The organism is Flavobacterium palustre, assembly GCF_014639535.1.
GTDB lineage: Bacteria > Bacteroidota > Bacteroidia > Flavobacteriales > Flavobacteriaceae > Flavobacterium > Flavobacterium palustre.
The window spans coordinates 87670-111326 of sequence record NZ_BMGA01000002.1 but is presented as its reverse complement, the minus strand read 5'-3'; the positions used below and the strand labels follow the sequence as shown (position 1 = coordinate 111326).

General features: G+C 33.4%; 20 protein-coding genes. 10 read left to right on the top strand and 10 right to left on the bottom strand.

Annotation, left to right across the window (positions count from 1 at the left end):
- Nucleotides 1-107: 107 nt before the first annotated feature.
- The 4 genes from IEV84_RS05280 to IEV84_RS05265 form a co-directional block, all read right to left on the bottom strand.
- Nucleotides 108-1448 (bottom strand): 4Fe-4S dicluster domain-containing protein, encoded by a 1341-nt coding sequence (locus tag IEV84_RS05280; RefSeq protein ID WP_188493164.1) that lies wholly within the window; start codon nt 1446-1448, stop codon nt 108-110.
- Nucleotides 1449-1454: 6 nt separating this feature from the next.
- Nucleotides 1455-2417, bottom strand: a complete 963-nt coding sequence (locus IEV84_RS05275; RefSeq protein WP_188493163.1) for an MlaD family protein — start codon at nt 2415-2417, stop codon at nt 1455-1457.
- 46 nt (nt 2418-2463) lie between these two features.
- Entirely contained in the window at nt 2464-3564 is a 1101-nt protein-coding gene (locus IEV84_RS05270) for an N-acetylmuramoyl-L-alanine amidase family protein (protein WP_229732628.1), read from the bottom strand.
- A 102-nt stretch (nt 3565-3666) separates the two neighbouring features.
- Complete coding sequence (locus IEV84_RS05265) at nt 3667-4755, bottom strand: N-acetylmuramoyl-L-alanine amidase family protein (protein WP_188493161.1); 1089 nt, start codon at nt 4753-4755, stop codon at nt 3667-3669.
- Between the two features lie 93 nt (nt 4756-4848).
- On the opposite strand from IEV84_RS05265, the gene IEV84_RS05260 reads away from it, so the two are divergent.
- Nucleotides 4849-7596: a putative LPS assembly protein LptD gene (locus tag IEV84_RS05260; protein WP_188493578.1), complete on the top strand. Its 2748-nt coding sequence runs from the start codon at nt 4849-4851 to the stop codon at nt 7594-7596.
- 50 nt (nt 7597-7646) lie between these two features.
- On the top strand, nt 7647-8027 hold the full coding sequence (locus IEV84_RS05255) for a RidA family protein (protein ID WP_188493160.1): 381 nt from the start codon (nt 7647-7649) through the stop codon (nt 8025-8027).
- Here the strand turns inward: IEV84_RS05255 and IEV84_RS05250 are convergent.
- The 5 genes from IEV84_RS05250 to IEV84_RS05230 form a co-directional block, all read right to left on the bottom strand.
- Nucleotides 8017-8391, bottom strand: a complete 375-nt coding sequence (locus IEV84_RS05250; RefSeq protein ID WP_188493159.1) for a methylglyoxal synthase — start codon at nt 8389-8391, stop codon at nt 8017-8019. The genes IEV84_RS05255 and IEV84_RS05250 overlap by 11 nt on opposite strands.
- Before the next feature lie 5 nt (nt 8392-8396).
- Nucleotides 8397-9248, bottom strand: a complete 852-nt coding sequence (locus tag IEV84_RS05245) for an N-acetylglucosamine kinase (RefSeq protein WP_188493152.1) — start codon at nt 9246-9248, stop codon at nt 8397-8399.
- 132 nt (nt 9249-9380) lie between these two features.
- Entirely contained in the window at nt 9381-10385 is a 1005-nt protein-coding gene (gene gap, locus IEV84_RS05240) for a type I glyceraldehyde-3-phosphate dehydrogenase (RefSeq protein WP_188493150.1), read from the bottom strand.
- Nucleotides 10386-10463: 78 nt separating this feature from the next.
- Nucleotides 10464-11450: a 6-phosphofructokinase gene (gene pfkA / locus IEV84_RS05235; RefSeq protein WP_188493148.1), complete on the bottom strand. Its 987-nt coding sequence runs from the start codon at nt 11448-11450 to the stop codon at nt 10464-10466.
- 229 nt (nt 11451-11679) lie between these two features.
- Complete coding sequence (locus IEV84_RS05230; protein ID WP_188493147.1) at nt 11680-16116, bottom strand: translocation/assembly module TamB domain-containing protein; 4437 nt, start codon at nt 16114-16116, stop codon at nt 11680-11682.
- Nucleotides 16117-16323: 207 nt separating this feature from the next.
- Between IEV84_RS05230 and tsaD the strand changes: the two genes are divergently transcribed.
- The 7 genes from tsaD (at nt 16324) to IEV84_RS05195 (ending at nt 22199) form a co-directional block, all read left to right on the top strand.
- Nucleotides 16324-17346, top strand: coding sequence for a tRNA (adenosine(37)-N6)-threonylcarbamoyltransferase complex transferase subunit TsaD (gene tsaD / locus IEV84_RS05225; RefSeq protein ID WP_188493145.1), 1023 nt, complete (start codon nt 16324-16326; stop codon nt 17344-17346).
- Nucleotides 17347-17349: 3 nt separating this feature from the next.
- Nucleotides 17350-18063, top strand: a complete 714-nt coding sequence (locus tag IEV84_RS05220) for a 16S rRNA (uracil(1498)-N(3))-methyltransferase (RefSeq protein WP_188493143.1) — start codon at nt 17350-17352, stop codon at nt 18061-18063.
- A 111-nt stretch (nt 18064-18174) separates the two neighbouring features.
- Entirely contained in the window at nt 18175-18813 is a 639-nt protein-coding gene (locus IEV84_RS05215) for a DUF4159 domain-containing protein (protein WP_188493141.1), read from the top strand.
- 4 nt (nt 18814-18817) lie between these two features.
- Nucleotides 18818-19318 (top strand): TrmH family RNA methyltransferase, encoded by a 501-nt coding sequence (locus IEV84_RS05210; RefSeq protein WP_188493139.1) that lies wholly within the window; start codon nt 18818-18820, stop codon nt 19316-19318.
- Nucleotides 19319-19350: 32 nt separating this feature from the next.
- The gene (locus IEV84_RS05205; protein ID WP_188493137.1) at nt 19351-20442 is read left to right on the top strand and encodes an AI-2E family transporter; all 1092 of its coding nucleotides are present in this window, start codon (nt 19351-19353) and stop codon (nt 20440-20442) included.
- Between the two features lie 2 nt (nt 20443-20444).
- On the top strand, nt 20445-21626 hold the full coding sequence (locus IEV84_RS05200; protein WP_188493135.1) for a class I SAM-dependent methyltransferase: 1182 nt from the start codon (nt 20445-20447) through the stop codon (nt 21624-21626).
- A 3-nt stretch (nt 21627-21629) separates the two neighbouring features.
- Nucleotides 21630-22199: a hypothetical protein gene (locus tag IEV84_RS05195; protein ID WP_188493133.1), complete on the top strand. Its 570-nt coding sequence runs from the start codon at nt 21630-21632 to the stop codon at nt 22197-22199.
- A gap of 70 nt (nt 22200-22269) precedes the next feature.
- Here IEV84_RS05195 and IEV84_RS05190 read toward each other — a convergent pair whose 3' ends face one another.
- Nucleotides 22270-22923, bottom strand: coding sequence for a M15 family metallopeptidase (locus IEV84_RS05190; protein ID WP_188493131.1), 654 nt, complete (start codon nt 22921-22923; stop codon nt 22270-22272).
- 239 nt (nt 22924-23162) lie between these two features.
- Here IEV84_RS05190 and IEV84_RS05185 point away from each other — a divergent pair, with 239 nt between their 5' ends.
- Nucleotides 23163-23612 carry a NanQ anomerase/TabA/YiaL family protein gene (locus IEV84_RS05185; RefSeq protein ID WP_188493129.1) on the top strand — a complete coding sequence of 150 codons (450 nt, stop codon included), beginning with the start codon at nt 23163-23165 and terminating at the stop codon, nt 23610-23612.
- The last annotated feature ends 45 nt before the right edge of the window (nt 23613-23657 follow it).

Sequence of the window (23657 nt, the reverse complement as noted above, 5' to 3'; positions counted from 1 at the left end):
GTTAGTAGTTTATTGTTAGTTAATTTTTACTCTCAAAATTTAATCTTCAATTCTAAATGTTTTAGTATATCCCAACAATAAACCATTAACAATTAACCACAAACCAATTATAATTCGTTTTTCCAATTCAATCGGTCTTGCTGATTATATGGCCAGGGTGCTCCATTGTTTTCTACATTCGTCATCATCGAATTCAAAGGCATTGGTGCAGCACTTTGCTCCATTACCAGATAGCGACGCATATCCATGATAATAGACAACGGACTAATGCTTACAGGACATTCCTCGACACAAGCATTACAAGAGGTACAAGCCCAAAGCTCTTCGGGAGTGATATAATCGTTCAGTAATGATTTGTTATCTGATACAAAAACACCTTTATTAGCATCAATGTTTCTACCCACTTCTTCCAATCTGTCACGGGTATCCATCATAATTTTACGAGGCGATAATTTTTTACCTGTTATATTCGCCGGACAAACAGAAGAACATCTTCCACATTCGGTACAAGTATAAGCATTAAGCAATTGTCCCCAATTTAAATCCTGTACATCACTAGCTCCGAATTTAGCATGCACTTCTCCCTCCGAAGCTGCCGGAGCGGCAAATGGATCTGCATTAGGATCCATCATCATTTTAACTTCTTTAGTTACAGAGGCTAGATTATCAAACTCCCCTAAAGGTTTCAAATTAGCAAAATAAGTATTCGGAAAAGCTAACAGAATATGTAAATGTTTAGAATAATACAAATAGTTTAAAAAAGCAATAACCATTAAAAAATGTCCCCACCATCCTATTCTTTCTAAAATATGTAAAGTTCCTTCACCCATTCCGCCAAATAAAACCGGACCCAAATGTTGAGAAACAGCAAAATTAAACGAACCCGTTCCTTCAAAATGAGATTTTCCTAATGAATACAAAACTTCATCTGTCCCATTCATTGTAAAAATACACAGTACTAAAATAATTTCCATGATAAGAATTAAGTTAGCGTCTTTTTTAGGCCATCCTAATAATTCTGCCTTATTTAATCGTGGTAATTTCAGAAGATTTCTTCTCAATAAAAAAGCAATTGTAGCAATTAAAGCTAGTAATGAAAGAATCTCTATAAAACTGATTAAAAAAGTATAAAAACCTCCTAAACCACCTTTAAAGAAACGATGTGTTCCAAATAAACCATCAACAAAAATTTCTAATAGTTCGATTTGAGTAATTATGAATGCTGCATATAGCATAAAATGTAACACAGCCGGAATTGGTCTGGTAAACATTTTTTTCTGACCTAAAGCCACCAAAGCCATATTTCTCCATCGCTGTTTTGAATTGTCATTTCTATTGACATCAATTCCTAAATTTACATTTCTGTAGATTTTTTTGATATTCAAAATAAAATAGCCAAAACCAACAATTAGAACAACTGCAAATAATATATTATCTAAATAACTCATAGTATATTATTTTTTAGCATTAGATATGGTGTCATTGGGTGCTTTATAGGGTTTGTTTTTCTTTCCAAAAAGAGAAACATTTACATATCTGGTTGGGTACAAACGAAGATCCTGAAGCAATAATTCCAACTCCTTAGAAGTACTTGATAAATTATTATAAAAAACATCGTCTTTTAAAAGTTTGCCCATACTTCCGTTTCCTGCTTCTAAACCAGCCATAATTCCGTTTACTTTAGTCAGAGTTGTATTTAGAGTTTTGACTGTTTTACCAATATCGGCTTTGTTTAAAGAATCGGACATTTTAGCAAAATTACCGGAAGCCTTATTAATATTAGCAACAGTTCCTGTAATTTGAGCTTTATTCTCTGCTAACATCGAATTGACTCCAGCAGAAGCCTGATGAAACTGTTCCATTGTTTTACTCAACTCAGCTAAACTTTTCTTCAAATCATCCTGCGTTTTTTTATCTAAAACATTATTGATTCCGGTAATCAAATTATCAGCATTAACTAATATTTTTTCGATTTTATCCTGAAGCGGAACTAATTTTTTACTCAAAGATTCAGTCATTCCTAATCGCACATTTGCCTTTAAATGATCTCCTGATTCAATATAGGTTTTATCTGAAAAATCAGGTTCGATAGCAATTTGCTTTCCGCCAATAAATCCAGGCTCATAAATAGTTGCTGTACTCTTTTTAGAAATAGGGAAATCGGTATCAATTTGCAATTCAACTAATAATTTACCAGTATTAGGGTTGATTGTAATTTGTTCTATTTTTCCAATAACCAATCCATTTAAAGTTACCGGAGCTGCCGAAGACAAACCTTCCACACTGTCATATTCCACATACAATGTGGTATAATTATTGAAAAGATCTTTACCTTTTAAAAAACTATAACCCCAAATAAATAATAATATCGATGCAATTACTAAAATTGCAGTTTTAATCTCTCTTGTTAGTATCAAAATATAAGTTTTAGTGCAAATTTAATATAAATATTAGAACCAGTTGTTATTTAATTGCCTCCTGAATATCGATTTCATTACCATTTTTAAAAGCAACTAAAAAGGCAGAATCAAAACCTTTGGCTTTAGCTTCGTTCAAAAGATTTCTGGAAATCTCATAATCAGAAGTTTGACCGTAAAAATATTTGTAGTTTTTACCCACAGGGATCATCGATATATCTTTCAATCCTTTGAAATTTTTAGGAGCCAACTCTAATTTTCTACGCGAAACAGCCAACTGAACCTTAAAAACAACATCTGAATTTGGCTGATTTGATTTTTTAGGTTCGTCAATAACTGATTTTGTACTTGCGGCTGAGTCTTCTGAATTTTCAGCCATGCGTTGTGAAGGCTTAATCACTTCTGATTCCTCACCTCCAAAATATTCATTTTTATAGCTAATAATCGCATCAGCAATAGCCTTGGCAATATCATCCTGACCTTCTTCTGAAGCTAAAATATTTCCTTCAACATAATTAGAAATAAAACCCATTTCTATCAAAACTCTTGGCATATAAGCCTTGTGAAGTACCATAAAAGGAGCTTGTTTTACTCCTCCTCCTCTAACTTTCTTACCTAATGCCGCAAAACCATTTTGTATTTTACTGGCCAATGAAATACTGTTATCCAAATATTCTTCCTGCATCAAAGTAAAACCTATCATTGTTTCAGGAGAATTTGGATCAAAACCTTCGTATTTTCTTTGATAATCTTTTTCCAGAGTAACTACGGCATTTTCTTTCTTAGATGCTTCTAAGTTAGACGCAATTTTAGTCATCCCCATCACATAAGTCTCCGTTCCATCGGCAGCAGTATTTCTGTTGGCATTACAATGGATAGAAACAAAAATATTAGCATTAGCTCTGTTAGCAATATTGGCTCGTTCAATCAAATCGATAAAAACATCCGTTTTTCGGGTATAAATAACACTCACTTTTGGATGTGCTTCTAAAATTTTACCCACTTTTAAAACTACCGCCAAGGCAATATTCTTTTCAACATGACCATTATAAGCAGCTCCAAAATCGTGTCCGCCATGTCCGGCGTCTAATGTAACCTTAAATACCTGATCGGATTGTGAAAAAACAAGACTGCAAACCATCATCATTAAAACAGTAAGCAGTGCATCCGTTTTTCTATATTTTCTCATTATTTTCAACATAAAAATTTTTACAAAATTACAAATTTAGTCCTTAATTTCTAACAGATGTTAGTTTACTCTTGATACTTTACCGTCTTTAACCGTTACAATAAAAGCATCCGAATAACCTTTGTTCTTAGCCTCTTTTTCCATCTTTTTAGCTTCATCAATATCAGATGTTTCGCCATACATGTATTTAAAAAAATTGGCAGCTCGCATACTTGATATATTTTTGAGTCCTTTAAAATTACTGGAAACCAAACTTAGTTCTCTTGTACTTACGGCAATCTGTACTTTATAAACCGAATCTGTAGCATTCCTGCTATCACTATTTTTATTAATTGTTTTACCTGATTTGACTAAAGACTCTGAGCTATTTCTTCCATCACCAAAATATTCATTCTTGTATTTGATAATTGCATCAGCAATTTGTCGTGCCATTTTTTCCTGACCTTCATTCGAATTTAAAAAAGAACCTTCGGACTTATTGGAAAGAAAACCCAATTCAATCAAAACACTTGGCATATAAGCTGCATCCAAAACCCATAGTGGCTGTTGCTTAACCCCCCTTGAATTTCGCTTTAAACGATTGGTAAAATTACTCTGAATTTTAGTAGCCAGATTAATGCTGCTATTTAAGTTTTCTTCCTGCATCATGGTCAAACCAATGAGTGATTCAGGTTTTTTAGGATCAAACCCCTGGTATTTTTCCTTGTAATTTTTTTCGAGAAGAATAACCGAATTTTCATTTTTAGCCACTTCCATATTCATATCACTGCGTGACAATCCCATTACAAAGGTTTCAGTCCCCGAAGGAGTAAGGTTTTTAACCGAATTACAGTGAATAGAAACAAACAAATTAGCATTAGCCTTATTGGCTATTTTAGGACGTTTTTCTAATTCAATAAACACATCAGAAGTACGGGTATAAATAATTTTAAAATCTTTATCCTGTTCCAGATAACTCCCTACTTTGAGTGTGGTTTTAAGAGCAATTTCTTTTTCTTTGAAGCCGTGATACATATTACCGGGATCTTTACCTCCGTGACCTGCATCTAAAATGATTGTAAAACTGTGATTTTTTTGCGAAAAAACTGAATTACAAAGAACTAAGATTAAAACGATGCTTAAAAGTGGATTCTTATAATTGAATTTCATCTGCAAAAGTTAATTTTAATTAAAACGTATTTCCTATAGAAGTATTATTTACTTATTTTTGACCCGCTTTTGACCGGGAAATTAGATTTAATTCTGCGAAGCCAAAAATCGAGCCATAATTTTACAAAAATAGTATTTATCCCTTTGCGTACAAACTTATTTCATATCGTTTTACTATCCTTTTTCCTAACATTTGGGGCAACTAAGATATATTCTCAGGATATAGCAAAAAAAACGAAGCCTATTGCCGTTCCGAAACAACAACCAACTGCAACAACTCAGAAAAAGCCTGAAATCACTGTAACTGACACTATAATAAAGGAAAAGGACAGCGTAAAAACCGATAGCATCAAACCTAAAAAAGCATTTCTTGAAGGTAAAGTAAAATACAAAGCCGATCAATATGCAAAAATTGACCAAAAAAAGAAATTAATCACTTTGTACGACAATGCCGAACTTTATTATCAGGATATTGAGTTAAAATCGGGTAAAATTGTAATGGATTATGAAAAAAATGAAGTTTATGCCGGTCGAATTAAAGATTCTTTAGGGAAATATACTCAGTATCCTAACTTTAAACAGGGCGAAAATATCATAGAACCCGACTCGATACGCTTTAATTTCAAAACAAAAAAAGCTTTAATCTGGAATTCAAAAACCGATCAGGGAGAATTTAACGTAAAAGCAGCTATTACCAAAAAAGAAAACGATTCGGTTTACTTTTTAAAAGGTGCCCGTTTCACCACCTCTACCAACAAAGAAAATCCTGAGTATTATTTTAGAACTTCAAAAGTAAAATTCATTCCCGGTAAAAAAGTAATTACAGGATTAACTAATTTAGTTATTGCCGATGTACCTACACCTATTGCCCTTCCTTTTGCCTTTTTTCCAATGAGCAAAGAAACCAGTGTTTCGGGATTAATTTTACCAAGTTATAACGACTCAAACAATCGTGGTTTTTCATTACAAAACGGAGGATATTATTTTGCACTGAGCGATCATTATGATTTAACCGTTTTAGGAGATTATTACACTAATGGAAGCTATGGAATGCGTTTTGAGTCGTCCTATGCCACCCGATACAAATACAGAGGAAACGTTAATATTCGTTTTGAAAACCTTATCAATAGCGAAAGAGGTTATCCTGACTACTCAAGACAAAATATCTACAACATCCAATGGTCGCACTCCAGAGATTCTAAGGCTAATCCTAATTCGAGTTTCTCAGCTTCGGTTAACCTAGGGAGCAGTAAATATTACCAGCAATCTATTAATCAATCGAATATTGGTTCGTCATTAAACAACACTTTGAGTTCGTCTGTTTCTTATTCCAAAACATTCAATATAATTCCTCAGGCACGTTTATCTTTGTCTGCTACCCATTCACAAAATACCCAAACAGAAACTATCAACATGACCTTGCCAACTTTGCAATTTAGCTTAGACAGAATGTATCCATTTGTTGGAAAAGATGGTGTAAAAAAAGGTTTTTTCAAAAACATTAACTTACAATATAACTTAAACGGACGTAATTCTATTACCACTACCGATTCGTTATTTTTCAAACCTGAAATGTTCAAAGATGCTCAAATGGGAATGCAACACAGTATCCCTTTGAGTACCAACTTTAAACTATTCAAATATTTTAGTGCTTCGACTTCTGTAAACTACGAAGAGATATGGTACGCAAAAACCATTCGAAAAGAGTATGATCCAGAACAAAGTGCTGTTATTAACCGAACAGTAAACGGATTTGATGCTTTTAGAACTTACAACTTATCTGCAAGTTTGGGAACAACTATTTACGGAACTTTTAATTTTGGTGAAAATAAAAAAATTCAAGCCATCAGACACGTGATGCGTCCTTCGATTTCGTATGCTTATACGCCTAGTTTTGAGAAATATTACGACACCTATGCTTCTGATGCCAGCGGAACAATGGACAAACAATACACCCGATTTGAAGGCGGAATTTATGGAGCTCCGGGATTGAACAATTCCAACACTATGGGAATTAGCATTAGTAATACATTTGAAGCCAAAGTAAGAGATGCGGATTCGACCAAAACAGAGCCGAAAAAAGTAATGTTATTAAACAACTTAAATCTATCTACGAGTTACAATCTTGATGCCGACGGGGTAACCGCTCTGGCCTGGTCTCCGGTAAGGGTAAGTACGGGAGCTCAATTTTTTCAAAACAAACTGAATGCTAACTTTGCTACTACTTTAGATCCTTATGCAATTGATAATTCAGGACGAAGAATTAACAGATTCAACATTGACAATGGAGGTAGTTTATTTAGAATGACCAGTGCCAATATTACTTTAAACTACGCCTTATCCAGTAAAGACAAAGAGGACAAAAAAAATAAAAACACAGCTCAAACTACCAGAAATGGTGGTCGTGAAGACGACCTTTTCGGAACAGCAACAGACTTAAATGACAACAGACAAAGTTTGTTTGATGGTAGCGAAGAAGAAGGCGAAGACACTATTTCGGAGTTTTTTAATGCTAAATTGCCCTGGGATATGACTTTTGCTTATTCTTTTACTTATAGCAACAATAACCGAGAAAGCAGAATTACAGGAAATTCTTTAATGATTTCTGCTAATACAGATTTAACTCCTAAATGGAAAGTAGGAGTTTCTACAGGATATGATTTTGTTCAAAACGGAGTTACTTATACCCAATTACGATTTGAACGTGATTTAGCAAGTTGGAGATTAAGTTTTAACTGGACACCCTTTGGAAATAACGCCAACTGGAATTTCTTTATTGGTATCAAATCAGGAATGCTGAGTGATATTAAGTGGGAAAAACGCAATTATCCTACACGTTAATCAACAGTATAAAAAACAAAAATATTCGTTTCATATAAAACCGTATTGTCATGAAAAAAGTAATTTTTACCGAAAAAGCCCCTGCTTCTATTGGTCCTTATAATCAAGCCGTACTTAGCGGAAACACCTTATACACTTCGGGACAAATCGCTATAAATCCAGCCGATGGAAGTTTAGTTACCAATACCATAGAAGCTGAAACAACACAGGTCATGGAAAATCTAAAAGCTGTTTTAGAAGCCGCAGGAATGACTTTTGAAAATGTTGTTAAATCAACTATTTTCATTATGAACATGAACGATTTTGGGGCTATTAACGGTATTTACGGCGCTTATTTTAACGAAAAAACCGCTCCAGCTCGTGAAACGGTTCAGGTGGCATGTTTGCCAAAAAATGTAAATGTTGAGATTTCTGTAATTGCTATAATCTAGTAGCAATAGCATCCAATAATAATTGAGCAGTGGCTTCGTTTGTAGCCAAAGGCACATTATGCACGTCACATACACGAACGAGCATACTTACATCTGGTTCATGTGGGTGGCTCGACAAAGGATCTTTAAAAAAGAAAACCATATTCGTTTTCCCTTCAGCAACTCTGGCCGCAATTTGTGCATCACCACCTATCGGACCTGAAAGCATTCTCATTACCTTAAATCCGGCTTGCTCTGCCCTGCCTCCGGTAGTACCGGTAGCTATAAGCTGAACACTTTCTCTTGATAAAATATCTTTATTTTTATTTAAAAACTGAACCATGTCAACTTTTTTACCATCGTGTGATATAATAGCAATTTCCATAATTCTTATTTATTAGCTACGTGATACGAAATTAAACCATCAATTGGTCTTCTTAATACATTACCTAATTGTAAGTCGTATTTATCAAAAGTACGCTGCAATTCATCTTTTAAATAATAAGCAATTGAGCCAATAAAATGAACCGGAACTTCTTTGCAATTATCGTATTGCTGGATATAATTTTTCACAAAAGATTTCATCCCTTTTCTGATAATTTTTTGACAAAACTCCGTTTCTTTATGCTGAATTAAAAACTTAGCAAAAGTGGCCAAATAAGCGTTTGGATTTTCTTCTTTGTATAATTTATTTTTAATAAAATCAGGTTCAACATTGAATTCTTTTTCAAATTCAACAGCCAAATCTTTAGGCATTTTATTAAAATAGTATTTTCTGATTAATTCTTTTCCAAAAACATTTCCACTGGCGTCATCCATAACAATATATCCTAAAGACTGCACCTTTTGATGCAATTCTTTTCCGTCAAAATAACTACAGTTAGAACCTGTTCCCAGAATACAAACAATTGCTTTTTCGTCTTTAGGTGTTGTTGCATAAACCGCTGCATAAGTATCTTCTTCTACAACAATTTTAGCATTTGGAAAATAATCCTGAAAAACAGCAGTCAAACTAATTTTCATTCTGTCAGTTCCACAACCTGCTCCGTAAAAAAATAAATGAGTTGCCTCTTTTTTACTTTGTTGAATATCAAATCGATCTTCCAAACGCGCAATAATTTGATCTCCTTCAAGAATTTCCGGATTCAAACCCAGTGTTTGAGTTGTAAATAATATTTTTCCATGATCGTCTATCGCAATCCAATCGGCTTTGGTAGAACCACTATCAACTATTAATTTCATTTATTTTAGTTTTTGTTAGATAAGATGTGAGTCTTTAAATTAAAAATGTTGTTTTTACATTAATTTAAAGAGGGCTAAAATAAGAAAATCCCGTTATTTAAAAATAACGGGATTTTCTATAATTGTAAAATATTATTTTAAACCTGCAATATGTACAGATAAATCAATCAATTTACTAGAGTATCCATACTCATTATCGTACCAAGATACTAATTTAAAGAAAGTAGAGTTCAAACCAATACCTGCAGTAGCATCGATGATAGATGTTCTTTTGTCAGAGATAAAATCCTGAGAAACAACAGCATCTTCAGTATATCCTAAGATACCTTTCAATTCGTTCTCAGAAGCTTTTTTCAATACAGCCATAATTTCTTCATAAGAAGTTTCTTTAGCCACTTTTACAGTTAAATCTACTGTAGAAACGTCAGCAGTAGGAACACGGAAAGCCATACCTGTTAATTTTCCATTCAAAGCAGGAATAACTTTACCAACCGCTTTAGCAGCTCCAGTTGAAGAAGGAATGATATTAATTGCAGCAGCACGTCCACCTCTCCAGTCTTTTCTAGAAGGTCCGTCAGATGTCATTTGAGTTGAAGTTGTAGCGTGAACAGTAGTCATTAAACCTTCAACAATTCCAAAATTATCATTAATAACTTTAGCCAATGGAGCTAAACAGTTTGTAGTACAAGAAGCATTAGAAACAATTAAGTCAGAAGCTTTTGCAGTTTCGTGATTTACTCCCATTACAAACATTGGAGCATCAGCAGAAGGAGCAGAAATGATTACTTTTTTAGCACCACCTTTTAAGTGCTCATTTGCAGTTTCGATAGTTGTGAAAATACCAGTACATTCAGCAACTACATCAACATCAACTTCATTCCATTTTAAATCAGCCGGGTTTCTTTCAGCTGTGATACGGATGTTTCTTCCGTTTACGTATAATTTTCCTTCTTTTACTTCAACTGTTCCGTTAAATTGACCGTGAACAGAATCATATTTTAATAAGTAAGCTAAGTGATCTACATCTAATAAGTCGTTGATTGCAACTACTTCTACATTGTCTCTGTTGAAAGACTCTCTAAAAACAATTCTTCCGATTCTTCCAAAACCGTTTATTCCTAATTTTACTTTTGACATTTCTTTATTTATTTATTGTTTATTATTCTGATTGAAAAATTTGCGCAAATTTAATGATTAATTCTGCTACAATTTTTATTAAGTTGTGATAATATCTGAAACTCTCAATAACTCTCTGTCGATTTCTGACTTACCTTTTATAGCTAATGATAATGGAGTAAGGTTTACTGTATCATTTTTTAATCCTACCATAAAGTTAGATACTCCGTCTAATAATGACTCAACTGCTTTAACTCCTAAACGGCTGGCCAATACTCTGTCAAAACAAGAAGGTGAACCACCACGTTGCATGTGACCTAATACAGATACACGAACATCATACTCCGGTAAATTAGCATCAACATAATCTTTTAATTCGAATACGTTTTTACCTATTTTATCTCCTTCTGCAATTACAACAATACTTGATGATTTTCCTGAAGCTTTACTTTTTTGAAGTGATTCCAACAAACGATCTAATCCTAAATCTTCTTCGGGAATTAAAATTTCTTCAGCTCCACCCGCAATACCTGCATTCAAAGCAATATGTCCGGCATCTCTTCCCATTACTTCAACAAAGAATAAACGGTTGTGAGAACTGGCTGTATCTCTAATTTTATCGATGCAGTCCACTACTGTATTCAAAGCGGTATCGTATCCTAATGTATGCGTTGTTCCGTAAATATCATTATCGATAGTTCCCGGAATTCCCATTACAGGAAAATTATACTCTGAATTAAAGATTAAAGCTCCTGTAAATGTACCGTCTCCACCAATAACTACTAAAGCTTCAATTCCTTCTTTAACTAAATTATCGTGTGCTTTTTTTCTTCCTTCCGGTGTTCTGAATTCAGATGAACGAGCCGATTTTAAAATTGTCCCTCCTTTATTGATAATGTTATTCACACTACGAGGTCCCATTTCTTTAAAATCTCCTTCAATCATTCCCTGATATCCTCTGTAAATCCCAACACATTCAATATCATGATAAGCACAAGTTCGAACTACAGATCGTATTGCAGCATTCATCCCCGGTGAATCTCCACCAGAGGTTAAAACACCTATTTTTTTAATTGTTTTTAGCATAGTTTTTGTTTTGGAAGGTAAAATTAAGAAACATTAATTACTTTAAAAGGGTATCACTTAATATTTTAACTAATCAGCTTAAATTCAAACGTTTTCGTTAATAAGTTTCACAAAAAACAAAAAAACACAACTTTTTTTTGAAAGAAATCGATTTTTAGACAACTTAACTAAGAATACCTTATTTTAACCTTTATCTAACATTTTAATAAAATAACAACAGCTATGAAAATCAATCTTCTTCATCAGCTTTAACCGCTTCGCTATTCTTTTTTGAATTCGCTTTTTTAGGACTTTTCTTTTTACTAAAATTAATATATTCCGGAATTACATTAGAATCCTGAAAATACTCATTTGTACCTCCGGTATTTTGAATTTTGTATTTTTTAAATATCTTACTCACTAACTCTCTAAAAGTATCAAAATCAACATCATAAGTCACCCCTACCCCCTGAGTATAACCGATGCCCTGACCAATATAATTAATGTCATTTTCTCTGTTAAAGAGTCTTAAATTCATTGTCCCGTCCTGATTTACCCTGTACAAAACTTCGACATCACCCACTACTGCCGATTCATTAATTCCGCCAAACGGAACCCCTACTTTTCCATTAATCGAAATACGCTCATTAATTTTTGACGAAATAGTCGCTACTACTCTTCCATCGGTTTCCCTGCCAATCCTTCTGTCCGGAGAAACATAATTCAATCCTACTTTAAATTTATCGCTATCGGTTTTTAAAATATCACCCAATAAACTGGACGCAGTTTCAAACAAGCTTCCTGAAAAATCAGACTGATTCACCCCTTCCGGACTCAGAAAACCACCAGAAGACAGCAAATACAAAGCCTGTGTTTGTCGCACATCCTTATCATATAACTTGTACTGGATTTCCGACTTTAAAACATTACTCACTGTTGGGAATTCGATATTAAAATCCGGATCCGGACTGGCTAAGTCTCCCTGAATACCAATGACTACATTCACAGGTACTTTTCGGTTAAAAGAAGAATTATCCAATAAAACCGCCGGGTTAGCAATGGTTTTATAAACAGCCTGTAAATTCAACTGCGCCCGCATCGGATTCCCTTCCCAGGAAATAGAACCTCCTTTTTTTACATCAAATTTCTTATCGATTAAACCTCCGTATTTAAAATTATAAGTTCCTTCATAAGCCTGAAAGTCACCCCACATATTAAACTTACCTAAAGTGTTAATTTCAAACAAAAGAGAACCATAACCCCTGCCTCGCATTCCATGACCTGAATTGCGGTCTAATATCACTTCCACCTCGGCATCAGGTGTGATATCCAAATCAAATTTCAACTCAAGACCATTGTATTTTCGGGTATTTTCAACAATCCCCATCTTCTTATTGTACTTTTCTTTGGGAGTTACAAAATGAATAAAGGAATTTTCTCCAACGCTCTCCGCATAATTAATCGGTATTTTTACATCAGAACCTTTCTCTGATTTTGCATCAATTTTTATCAACAAAGCATTTGTAGGACCTTTAATAGTAGCCGCTCCGTTAATAAAAGCGGTACCATAATAAGCAGCATCTTCTGAATCCTTTGTATCTAAAACAACCAGCCTTTTAGAAGTAATTCCGAAATCCAGTTTCCAATCTGAAAAATTACGATGCTCAATACTACCATTCAACAAACCTCTGGTATTAAATTTTGAATCTGTAATGGTATTATTTCTAAACAAAAAAGTTTCATCCACCAAATCCACAACCGAACGATCACTTAACTGATAATCCACATTTAAATATGGAATAGTCATTCCCGCCTTATCCACAAATAATCGCCCACTTATTTTTGGTTTATTTACATCTCCGGTTATAATAGAATTCCCTGTTACAAATCCTCTGATGTTAGATAAAACATCGCCGCCTAAAGAACTAAAAACACCTAAATTGAACTTATCCAGTTTCAGCTTTAAATCAAGTACTGTTTTTTTATCTACAATTTCAAAACTTCCGTTGGCATTAAAAGACTCTATATTGTCATTTTGTAAATATGAATTAATACTGAATTTTTCCAGATTTTGATCTCCTTCTATATCAAACTTCAAAGTACCTAAATCTGTTTTATTAATATTCAGTTTATTAACTGTTAACGAAGCTGTTGGTTTGTAAATCTGATTATTTTGTTTAAAATGAATAGCTCCGTTTAAATTTCCGTTAAAAACAAACTTGCTGCTCAAAGGTGTAATTTTATACAAATCAATATCGTCAAAACTGAGTTCTAAATCCTTATTCAGATTATCTTTGATGGTACCATTCAAAGCCACCGATTGATTTTCGTGTGATAAAATGATATTATCAAAATCGAAATTCTTAAACGATTTATCAAAAACGATTTTATTATCAGAGCCGTCTTCCTGATTCAAATACCATAAGTTTTCTTTGAATTTCATTTCCGATTTACTAATTCCAACCACATTATTATTATCCTCATCAATCGTATGGTACAAGTTCAGGTTAAAATAATCTTCTCCTTTTTCACCACCTTTAAACTCTGAACGGAACAACAAAGTATCTTTAGTGGTAATATTAATCAAACTAAAGTCACGCATTTTATAATAAGGCGTTTTAATACTGTCTAATTCCACATAAGCATTGTACAACGGATTTTTATTATCTACTGAAACCCGAATATTATCAAAAGTATTTTTAGCATAAATAATTTTAGGCGAATTGAAGTTCATCTTAAATTCCTGACCTTCTGATTTAATATTTCCCTTCAAAACAGTATTAGTTGCCAAAGCAACATCGGGATACAAAATCTCAACAATCTTACTGTAAACAGTAAAATTAAACCTTAAAAACTGTCCTTTATTAACTTTTTCGGGCTTAAAATTAGTATATAAACTACCAAGTGAATTTTTAGCCAATCTTCCCAATTGACTGAACTGAAAACGTCCTACCACCTTTCCTTCAACAATATCCGGAGAATCTATTGTCAGGGTTCGGATTCCTTGTGCATCAAAAGTGGAATTGATATTAAAATCATCAAAAACATAAGTATCTTTTACATTTTGATAAGATGTTTCTTTAATATAAATATTTCCTTGTAAATTTTCAATGGTATTTCCTGTCACCTGTACCACCACATCCCCTTTAAAATTTGAAATACTGTCTTTTACAAATTTCAGCTTGTTCAAGTCGGCGTGAGCCACATTAATATGGAAATCGTATTTATTTTCTTTGGTACTCAAATCCACTAAGCCATCAAATTCCATGTCCAAATTAGGATCATTAACCGAAATCTGACCTTTGTAATAAGGCAATTTAAAATTACCATTAACTACAATATTGCTGTAGTTATAATTATTATAATCAATTGTATTAATGGTTCCTTTTAACTGAGTATTTAAAAATTTCTCCGTGAATCCCTTACCATCTACATTTATATCCATGCTTACTTTCCCTAAATCTTTTCGATTTAAAAAAGTTCCCACACTAAAATCTTCAAAAACTACATTTCCGGTATAAGCGGCTTTATCAATAAAATCAATATTAGTCATCGAAAAAACAGATTGCACTCTTCCTATTTCCGATTTTAAATTGAATGCAGCATCGATAGCTGTTGCTGTCAATTGCGTGCTTCCTTCCATCCAGAAATAACCCAGCGTTTTTAATTCAACCGGCAGTTTTTCACCAAGAACATTAGGCAATAATGCCACCAGATTATCATAACTGGAATTGATTCGGCTAAAATTGCCATCCATATAAAATCGCTGATGCGCTTTTCCAAAAATATTTTTAAAATTAATAGCTCCCTCCATTCGGGTTTTATCCGAAGCCACTAAACGCAGACGATCTATATACAAATCGTTTAAAGTTCCTGTAACATCGGTATTATTGAGGTAAAAAAAATGATTTCTGCTTAATTCATTATAAAAATGCCGAATATCATTGCTTGCTATCGAAGCCGAATGAATTTTTAAATCCCATTTTACTTTGTCATTAAAATGAGCAAAATCCTGTATTTTATAATTCAATACTAATTCAGCTTTTATTTCGGATTCAGGCGTTTTTAAATCCAATTTTTTCAACTGAATTTTTTTCTTGGTATAACTAAAAACCGTACTTAAATCAGTCACAAACAATCCACGGTGATCTAAAAAAGATAATTTATCGATTTTTATATCGACATCTGGTCCATAGAGTTTAAAATCAGTCAATTCGGCATTAACCTTTTTAAAGTCAACATCTTTTGGATTGGCTCTGTTATAATCATACAATCTGAAATGGGCATTATTGATATAAGCCTTATCGGAGATAAAAAGCGTATGCTTACCGGAGGGTGGTTTTCCTGAATCAAAAGCATCAATAAAAACATCCATATTGGTTTTCTTTTCGTTTTTATAGGTTTTCATATCAAACAAAACCCCATTCAAACGAATGGTTTTAAAAATCAAATCGCCCTCTAAAACTGCATTCACATCCAAAAGATTCGTATTCAAAATCTTCGTGTAAATCAAAGTATCCTTATGATGATCTAAAATCAACACATTTTGGATTTTCACACCACCAAAAACAGAAATTTTAACTTTATCAATATTAATATTTGTTCCAAAATCATTATTAATACGGTTCATGAGGTACTTACCTACTTTAGTTTGAACCGCAGGCAACGACAAAGCAATACCGAGCATCAACAAAAGAATGATGAGCCCCAGAATTATACTCGAAGTTATTTTAATCGTTTTTTTGATATGCTCTACTATTATAGTAATGAAATATTATTTTGCCCAAGGAAAGAGCGAAACCTTTAATAAAAATTCTTTAATTTTGGCTGCGCCGTAAAATTATAAAAAATAAAATCGGTTTCTAAAAAGATAATCCAAAATTTGTGCCTTTTTATGCTAAATCCCGAGGTTTATATTCTTGCTATCGAAAGTTCTTGTGACGACACAGCCGCAGCTGTTTTATGTAACGACAAAGTACTGTCAAATGTTGTTGCTAATCAACTTATTCATAACCAATACGGGGGTGTCGTTCCTGAGCTGGCTTCACGTGCGCACCAACAAAATATTGTACCTGTAATTGATGCCGCTTTGAAAAAAGCCAATATCCTAAAAGAACAATTGTCAGCAATTGCTTTCACACAAGGACCGGGACTTATGGGTTCTCTGTTGGTGGGAAGTTCTTTTGCCAAATCGATTGCACTCGCTTTAGGAATTCCGTTAATTGCAGTCAATCACATGCACGCCCATATTTTGGCTCATTTTATTGATGAAGAAGGTTACAACAAACCCGAATTTCCTTTTCTGGCTTTAACCATCAGTGGCGGACACACTCAAATTGTAAAAGTCAACGACTTTTTTGACATGACGATTATTGGCGAAACTACGGATGATGCCGTAGGAGAAGCTTTTGACAAAACAGCTAAAATCCTCGGACTTCCTTATCCCGGCGGTCCTTTAGTTGACAAAAATGCTCAGTCAGGAAACCCAAAAGCCTTTGCATTTACCAAGCCTAAAGTACCGGGATTAGATTTTAGTTTTTCCGGTTTGAAAACAGCAATCCTGTATTTTATCCAAAAAGAGAAACAAAAAAATCCAAATTTCATTGACGAGAACATCAACGATATTTGCGCCTCTATCCAATATACCATTATCGAAATTTTAATGGACAAATTAAAATTAGCCGTAAAAGAAACCGGTATTAAACAAATCGCTATTGGAGGTGGTGTTTCGGCCAATTCTGGAATTAGGAACACACTGAAAGAAGCCGAAACAAAATACGGTTGGAAAACTTTTGTCCCTAAATTTGAATACACTACCGATAATGCTGCGATGATAGGAATTGTAGGTTATCAAAAGTTTTTATCTCAAAATTTCGAAAATGCTTCGGTAGTTTCTAAAGCACGAATTCAATTCTAAACTATGCAATTATTCTACAATCCAACTATTAACGGACAAACGGAATCTTTTTCTTTCGACAAAGAAGAGAGTAAACACATCATTAAAGTTTTACGTAAAAAAGATGGAGATATTTTATTTGTAACCAACGGATTGGGGTTTTTATTTGAATGCGAAATAACCTTAGCTTCCGATAACAAATGTACCGTACAAATTAATTCCTTTGAAAAAAAAGAAGCTCCCCGATTCCATTTACATCTGGCCGTAGCACCTACCAAAATGAACGACCGCTACGAATGGTTTTTGGAAAAAGCAACCGAAATTGGTATTCAGGAAATCACACCTATTATTTGTGATCGTTCCGAGAGAAAAGTCATAAACAAAGAACGATTTGACAAAATTATCTTATCGGCATTGAAACAATGCAATGAAGCTTACTTACCAAAATTGAACGAAGCTATAACTTTTAAAGAATTCATCAACAAACAAAATACCGGTAAATTATTGATTGCCCACTGCGAAGAAACCGATAAAAAAACATTAAAATCGGTTTTAAAAGCCAATGAAGATGTTACTTTACTTATAGGTCCTGAAGGGGATTTTTCGGTTAAAGAAATTGCATTGGCTTTAGAAAACAATTACATTCCGGTTTCTTTAGGAAATACCAGATTAAGAACCGAAACAGCTGCTGTGGTTGCCTGTCATAGCGTGGTGTTTTTTAACGAAACGGCTAATTAAAACACGACCATGTCATTTCGACGAAGGAGAAATCACATAAAGAATCTATAATTCGTTGCTCTCTGAATGTGATTTCTCCTTCGTCGAAATGACAAAAAATATAAATTCAATATGAAAAAAATATTTTTTCTCTTTTTAGTTACTTCTTTCGCTTCCTTTTCCCAGGAAATCGCCTTGGTAAAATACAGCGGTGGTGGCGATTGGTATGCTAATCCTACTTCGCTTCCTAACCTGATCCGTTTTTGCAACAGCAATATCAACACAACTATTAATCCAAAACCCGCAACGGTAGAACCCGGCAGTCCTGATTTATTTGCTTATCCTTTTATCCACATGACCGGACACGGCAACGTGGTTTTTAGTCCTTCTGATGTTGAAAATCTTCAGAAATATTTAAAAGGCGGCGGTTTTTTACATATCGATGACAATTACGGAATGGATGAATACATCCGAAGAGAAATCAAAAAAATATTCCCAGATAAAGCCTTAGTCGAAATTCCTGCCAATCATGCTATTTTTCAAAAACCATATCTTTTTTCCAATGGTTTACCTAAAATTCACGAACACGAAGGCAAACGCCCACAGGCTTTTGGCATCTTTATTGACAATCGATTAGTACTGCTATATACTTTTGAATGTGATTTAGGAGATGGTTGGGAAGATCCCGAAGTCCATAACGACCCAATTACTGTTCGCGAAAAAGCCTTAAAAATGGGCGCTAATATTATTAACTACATTTTCAATAATTAATCCGGTGCAATTAACACACGACGAAAATCAATTCGAACCAACAAAATTTCCCATAACTTTGGTTTGTGACAATATTTATTTCCAGCAGAATATCGGTTCGCTTTTTAGAATTGGGGAGGCTTTTGGAATTGAAAAAATTATCTTTTCAGGAAAAGACATTCCATTGAACCTCAGAAAAATAAACAAAACCAGTAGAAGTACTCATTTACATATCCCCTATAGTGTAATCGAGGAAAACAATACATTAATTGAATATCTACAAGAGAATAATTATGAAATAATTTCGTTAGAAATCACATCCACCAGCAAAACTTTAAAAGAATTGACTTTACCTTCGGATAAAAAAATTGCACTGATTATTGGTAGTGAAATCAATGGCGTTAGCGAAGAACTGTTAGCTATTTCTAAGCATATTCATATCAATATGTTTGGCAAAAACAGCAGTATGAATGTCGTTCAGGCCGCAAGCATTGCGCTTTATGAATTTACTTCAAAAATGATTTGAGTTTTTTTATCTTTATAAACTAAAACAAGGCTATGATTACATCAAAAACAATTTCTAACGGTATTCTTCGCGCTTTATTAACCATAGTCGTTATCGGTTTAACTTTGTTTTTCCTCTATCAAATCAGTACTGTACTGACTTATTTGGTTGTATCTCTAATTCTCACAATGATTGGAAAACCTATTTTAAGTTTCTTTAAAAAACGACTCAAATTCAGCCATATCTTTGCAACTATTACCACAGTAACTATTTTCGTATTGATTATTATGGGATTTATTTTGATGTTTGTTCCTTTGGTTTCTTCGCAAGGACAAAATTTATCATTGCTTAATACCGCTGAAATAGAGAAAAACATAACTGAATTAGTCAATCAAATTAAAGTTTTTCTGGATTCTCATAATATTGATTCTTCCAAAGTTTTAAAAGAAGCTAATATCACCTCTAAAATTAACTTTACTTTCATTCCTGATTTTCTAAATAGCATCCTGGGAACCATCAGCAGTTTTGGTGTGGGATTAGGCTCGGTATTATTCATTACTTTTTTCTTTTTAAAGGACAGAGTACTCTTTTTACGCGGAGCAAAAAAACTAATTCCCGATAATTACGAGGAGCAATTTTTAAACTCTTTCGAAAAAATCAACGACTTACTTTCCCGTTATTTTATTGGATTATTATTGCAATTATTCATTGTATTCCTTTTATACCTGATTGTTTTAATCATTTTTGGAATCCCAAATGCCTTAATTATTGCTTTTTTATGCGCGGTTTTAAATATCATTCCGTACATCGGTCCATTGATAGCTTCTGTATTAGCAGCATTATTGACGATGCTGAGTTATTTAGGAAGCGATTTTCAAACTGAAATTTTACCTGTAACTATATATGTATTAATCGGTTTTTGGATTGTTCAAATTATAGACAATAATGTTTCGCAACCTGTTATTTTTTCAAAAAGCGTTAGTTCGCATCCTTTAGAAATCTTTCTTATCATCTTGATTGCAGGATTTCTTTCGGGAATTTTAGGGATGATTATTGCTGTTCCGTTGTACACCATTCTGAAAGTTATTGGAAAAGAATTCCTTCCTGAGAACAAAATCATTCAATTGCTAACTAAAGATATTTAGGTTTGGATTCGACTATTTTACAGCCTTCAATACAGGAATTTATAAACAAAAATATAAATACTTCAATTTCGAAATTAGCCCTTCAAAAAAATCCTTTTCCTGATGTAGAATGGATTTCGATTTTAAATCAAATTGAAGCCAAAACCAAAGCTAAAGACAAATTACCTACTTGGTTTAACACCAAAAACATCATTTATCCCGGTAAAATTTCGGTTGAACAAACCTCTTCCGAGCCAACAGCTTTATACAAAACCAGCATTGTTTCAGGAGAAAGTCTGATTGATTTAACCGGAGGTTTTGGTGTAGATGATTCTTTTTTTGCTTCCAAAATAAAATCGGTAGTGCATTGTGAAATTAATCCCGAACTTTCTGAAATTGTCAAACACAATTTCGAACAGCTTAATATTGAAAATATCGAATGCCTTGCCGGTGACAGCTTCGAAACCTTAAAAAGATTAAATAGAAAATGGGATTGGATTTACATTGATCCTTCGAGACGAAATGATGCCAAAGGCAAAGTTTTTATGCTCAAAGACTGCTTGCCTAATGTTCCCGAAAATTTAGATTTTTATTTCGAAAATTCGAATGCTATTTTAATCAAAACTGCACCTTTATTGGATCTTTCGGCAGGATTATCGGAATTGAAAAACGTAAAAGCCATTCATATTGTAGCCCTGGAAAACGAAGTAAAAGAACTTTTATGGGAATTGCACAAAGATTACGAGGGTGAAATCACTTTGAAAACGGTCAACATCAACAAAGGAATTATTGATACTTTTGAATTCAATATGAATCAGGAATCGGTTTTTCCGGATTATAGTTTGCCTAAAAAATATTTATTCGAACCCAACAGTGCCATTATGAAATCAGGTGGATTTGATGCGGTTGCAGTTAATTATAATGTAGCTAAATTGCACAAACATTCGCATTTGTACACCCGTGATGAAATTATAGATTTTCCGGGCAGGGTTTTCGAAATCACAGCTGCTTTTCCATACAATAAAAACGAAATGAAAAGCTACTTAAGCGGAAAACAATCCAATATAACTACTCGTAATTTTCCCGAAACAGTGGAAAACATTCGAAAAAAATGGAAAATCAAAGACGGAGGAAATTTATATACTTTTTTTACTACTGATGCGAATAATAATAAAATAGTATTAATTTGCGCCAAAATATCATAAATAATGAAACAACTATTACTTACTGCCTTATTCTTCTTATCACTAAATTCTTTTGCACAAACAGATTGCGAATACGCTACTAACGTAAAGGATTCCGTAGGAACCTACAAAATAACCAAAGAATACCTGATTTCAGAGAAAATTTTTGCTGGAACTTCCAGTTACATTTTTTACACTTTGTCCTTAACGGATGGCTTACCTACACTCAATGTACAACTCATTCAAAAAAGTAAAGGTTTTATTAAAGCCAATTGTTTTGATAAAAATTCCCGATTGTATTTACAGCTTAACAACGGAAAAGTAATTACTCTGGTACACACTAATTTGGAATATTGTGGAAGCATGATTAGAGACGAAAATGGTTTTGACAACCGCGTCATTGTTGGGAATTTTATGTTTATGAAAGGAACGATGGAAGACTTAAAAAGTTCTCCTCTTTCATTAATGCGAATAAAATACCTATCGGATACCGAAGACTATATTGTTAAAAAACAGCTGGTTTCTGAATTAAATGGTAAAACCTATCAGCCTGAAACGTATTTTATCAATAATTTAAAATGCGTGGAAAATTAAACTTTTCCCCAATATAAAACCCCATTTTCGAACGTATTCGTTTCGAAAATGGGGTTTTATATTTTAACAACTATTTACATTTCCATTTTTCATTGGCAACTTTATCAGTTAAAGCGGCTTTTAGATTGTAATGCCACCATTCTGAATCAAAAGAAATAAAATTTTTCTTAAGCATAACTCTCTTTAATAATTTCCTATTTTCCTTCACTTCTTCAGAAACACCTACATAATAATGACTGGCTTCTGGTCCGAAAAAATCAAATTTAGTCCCCATATCCAGTTCTTTTCCATTACTATCAACCAAAGTAATATCTACAGCTCCTCCCCGATTATGAATCGAACCTTTGGCAGGATTAGCAACATATTCCGGATTAGGAACAATTGTCCACATTTTTTTTTGAATATCTAATGGTCTGTAGCAATCAAAAAGTTTAATTCTATAGCCTTTTTTTATAAATTTTTGATTGGCTGAAATCAAGGCTTTCACCGTTTTTAGCCTCAGATAACATTCCGCACAATCATAAACTTTAGCTTTCAAGAAATTGTCTTCGGTGGCATATTTCATATCGTACACAAAATCCGAACTATAATCTTTTAGATTTACAAAAGTGGTATCAGCAACTATTCTTTCTTTAGTTGCAATCACGGATACATTCTGCGCTTTACACGACACAAATACAGCTAAAAATAAAACTAACAGACTATTTTTTATAATAGAAATCATAAATGATTCTTTTTGAATTCAACAATACACATCGATTAAAAGAAGTTAAAACCTCATTAGAAAACAAATGTACAAAACCTACACTAAAAAAATCGGTCGCTGAAATCTTCGATTCACTAAAAAAAAAATCCTTTTTTTGTACAAATTACATTAGGCTATTAAATTTAAAAATGTACTTTTAATTTTTGTTTCAAAAAAAAAGCAACTATTATTTACCCCTAAATTAAAATAACTTTAAAATGATTGTAGATTCATTAAACAATGCTGCGAAATACTATGGTTTACACCCTGCTTTCGAAAAAGCATTCCAATTTTTAAACGAAAACGACTTGGCTAATCTGGCTGATGGCGTAACCCAATATTCGGATGATTTAAAAATTATCGTTAATTCAGGAAACGGAAATTCAAAAGAGCAAAGTTTAGTTCATTTTGAATGTCATGATAAAAATATCGACATTCAGGTTTGCGTAGCCGGACCGGAAACCTATGCCTGGAAACCAAGAGAAAAATGTGTCAGTCCAAACGGCGATTACAGCGACGAAAAAGACGTTCGTTTTTTCTTTGACAAACCTGATATGTTTTTTGAATTAAATCCGGGACAATTTACCATCTTATTCCCTGAAGATGTCCATGCAGCAATGATTAGCGATGGAAAGATCAAAAAAATTGTCATCAAGGTTAAGATATAAAACCACTCTAAATTAAAACAATAAAACTACTTCTGCAAGTAGTTT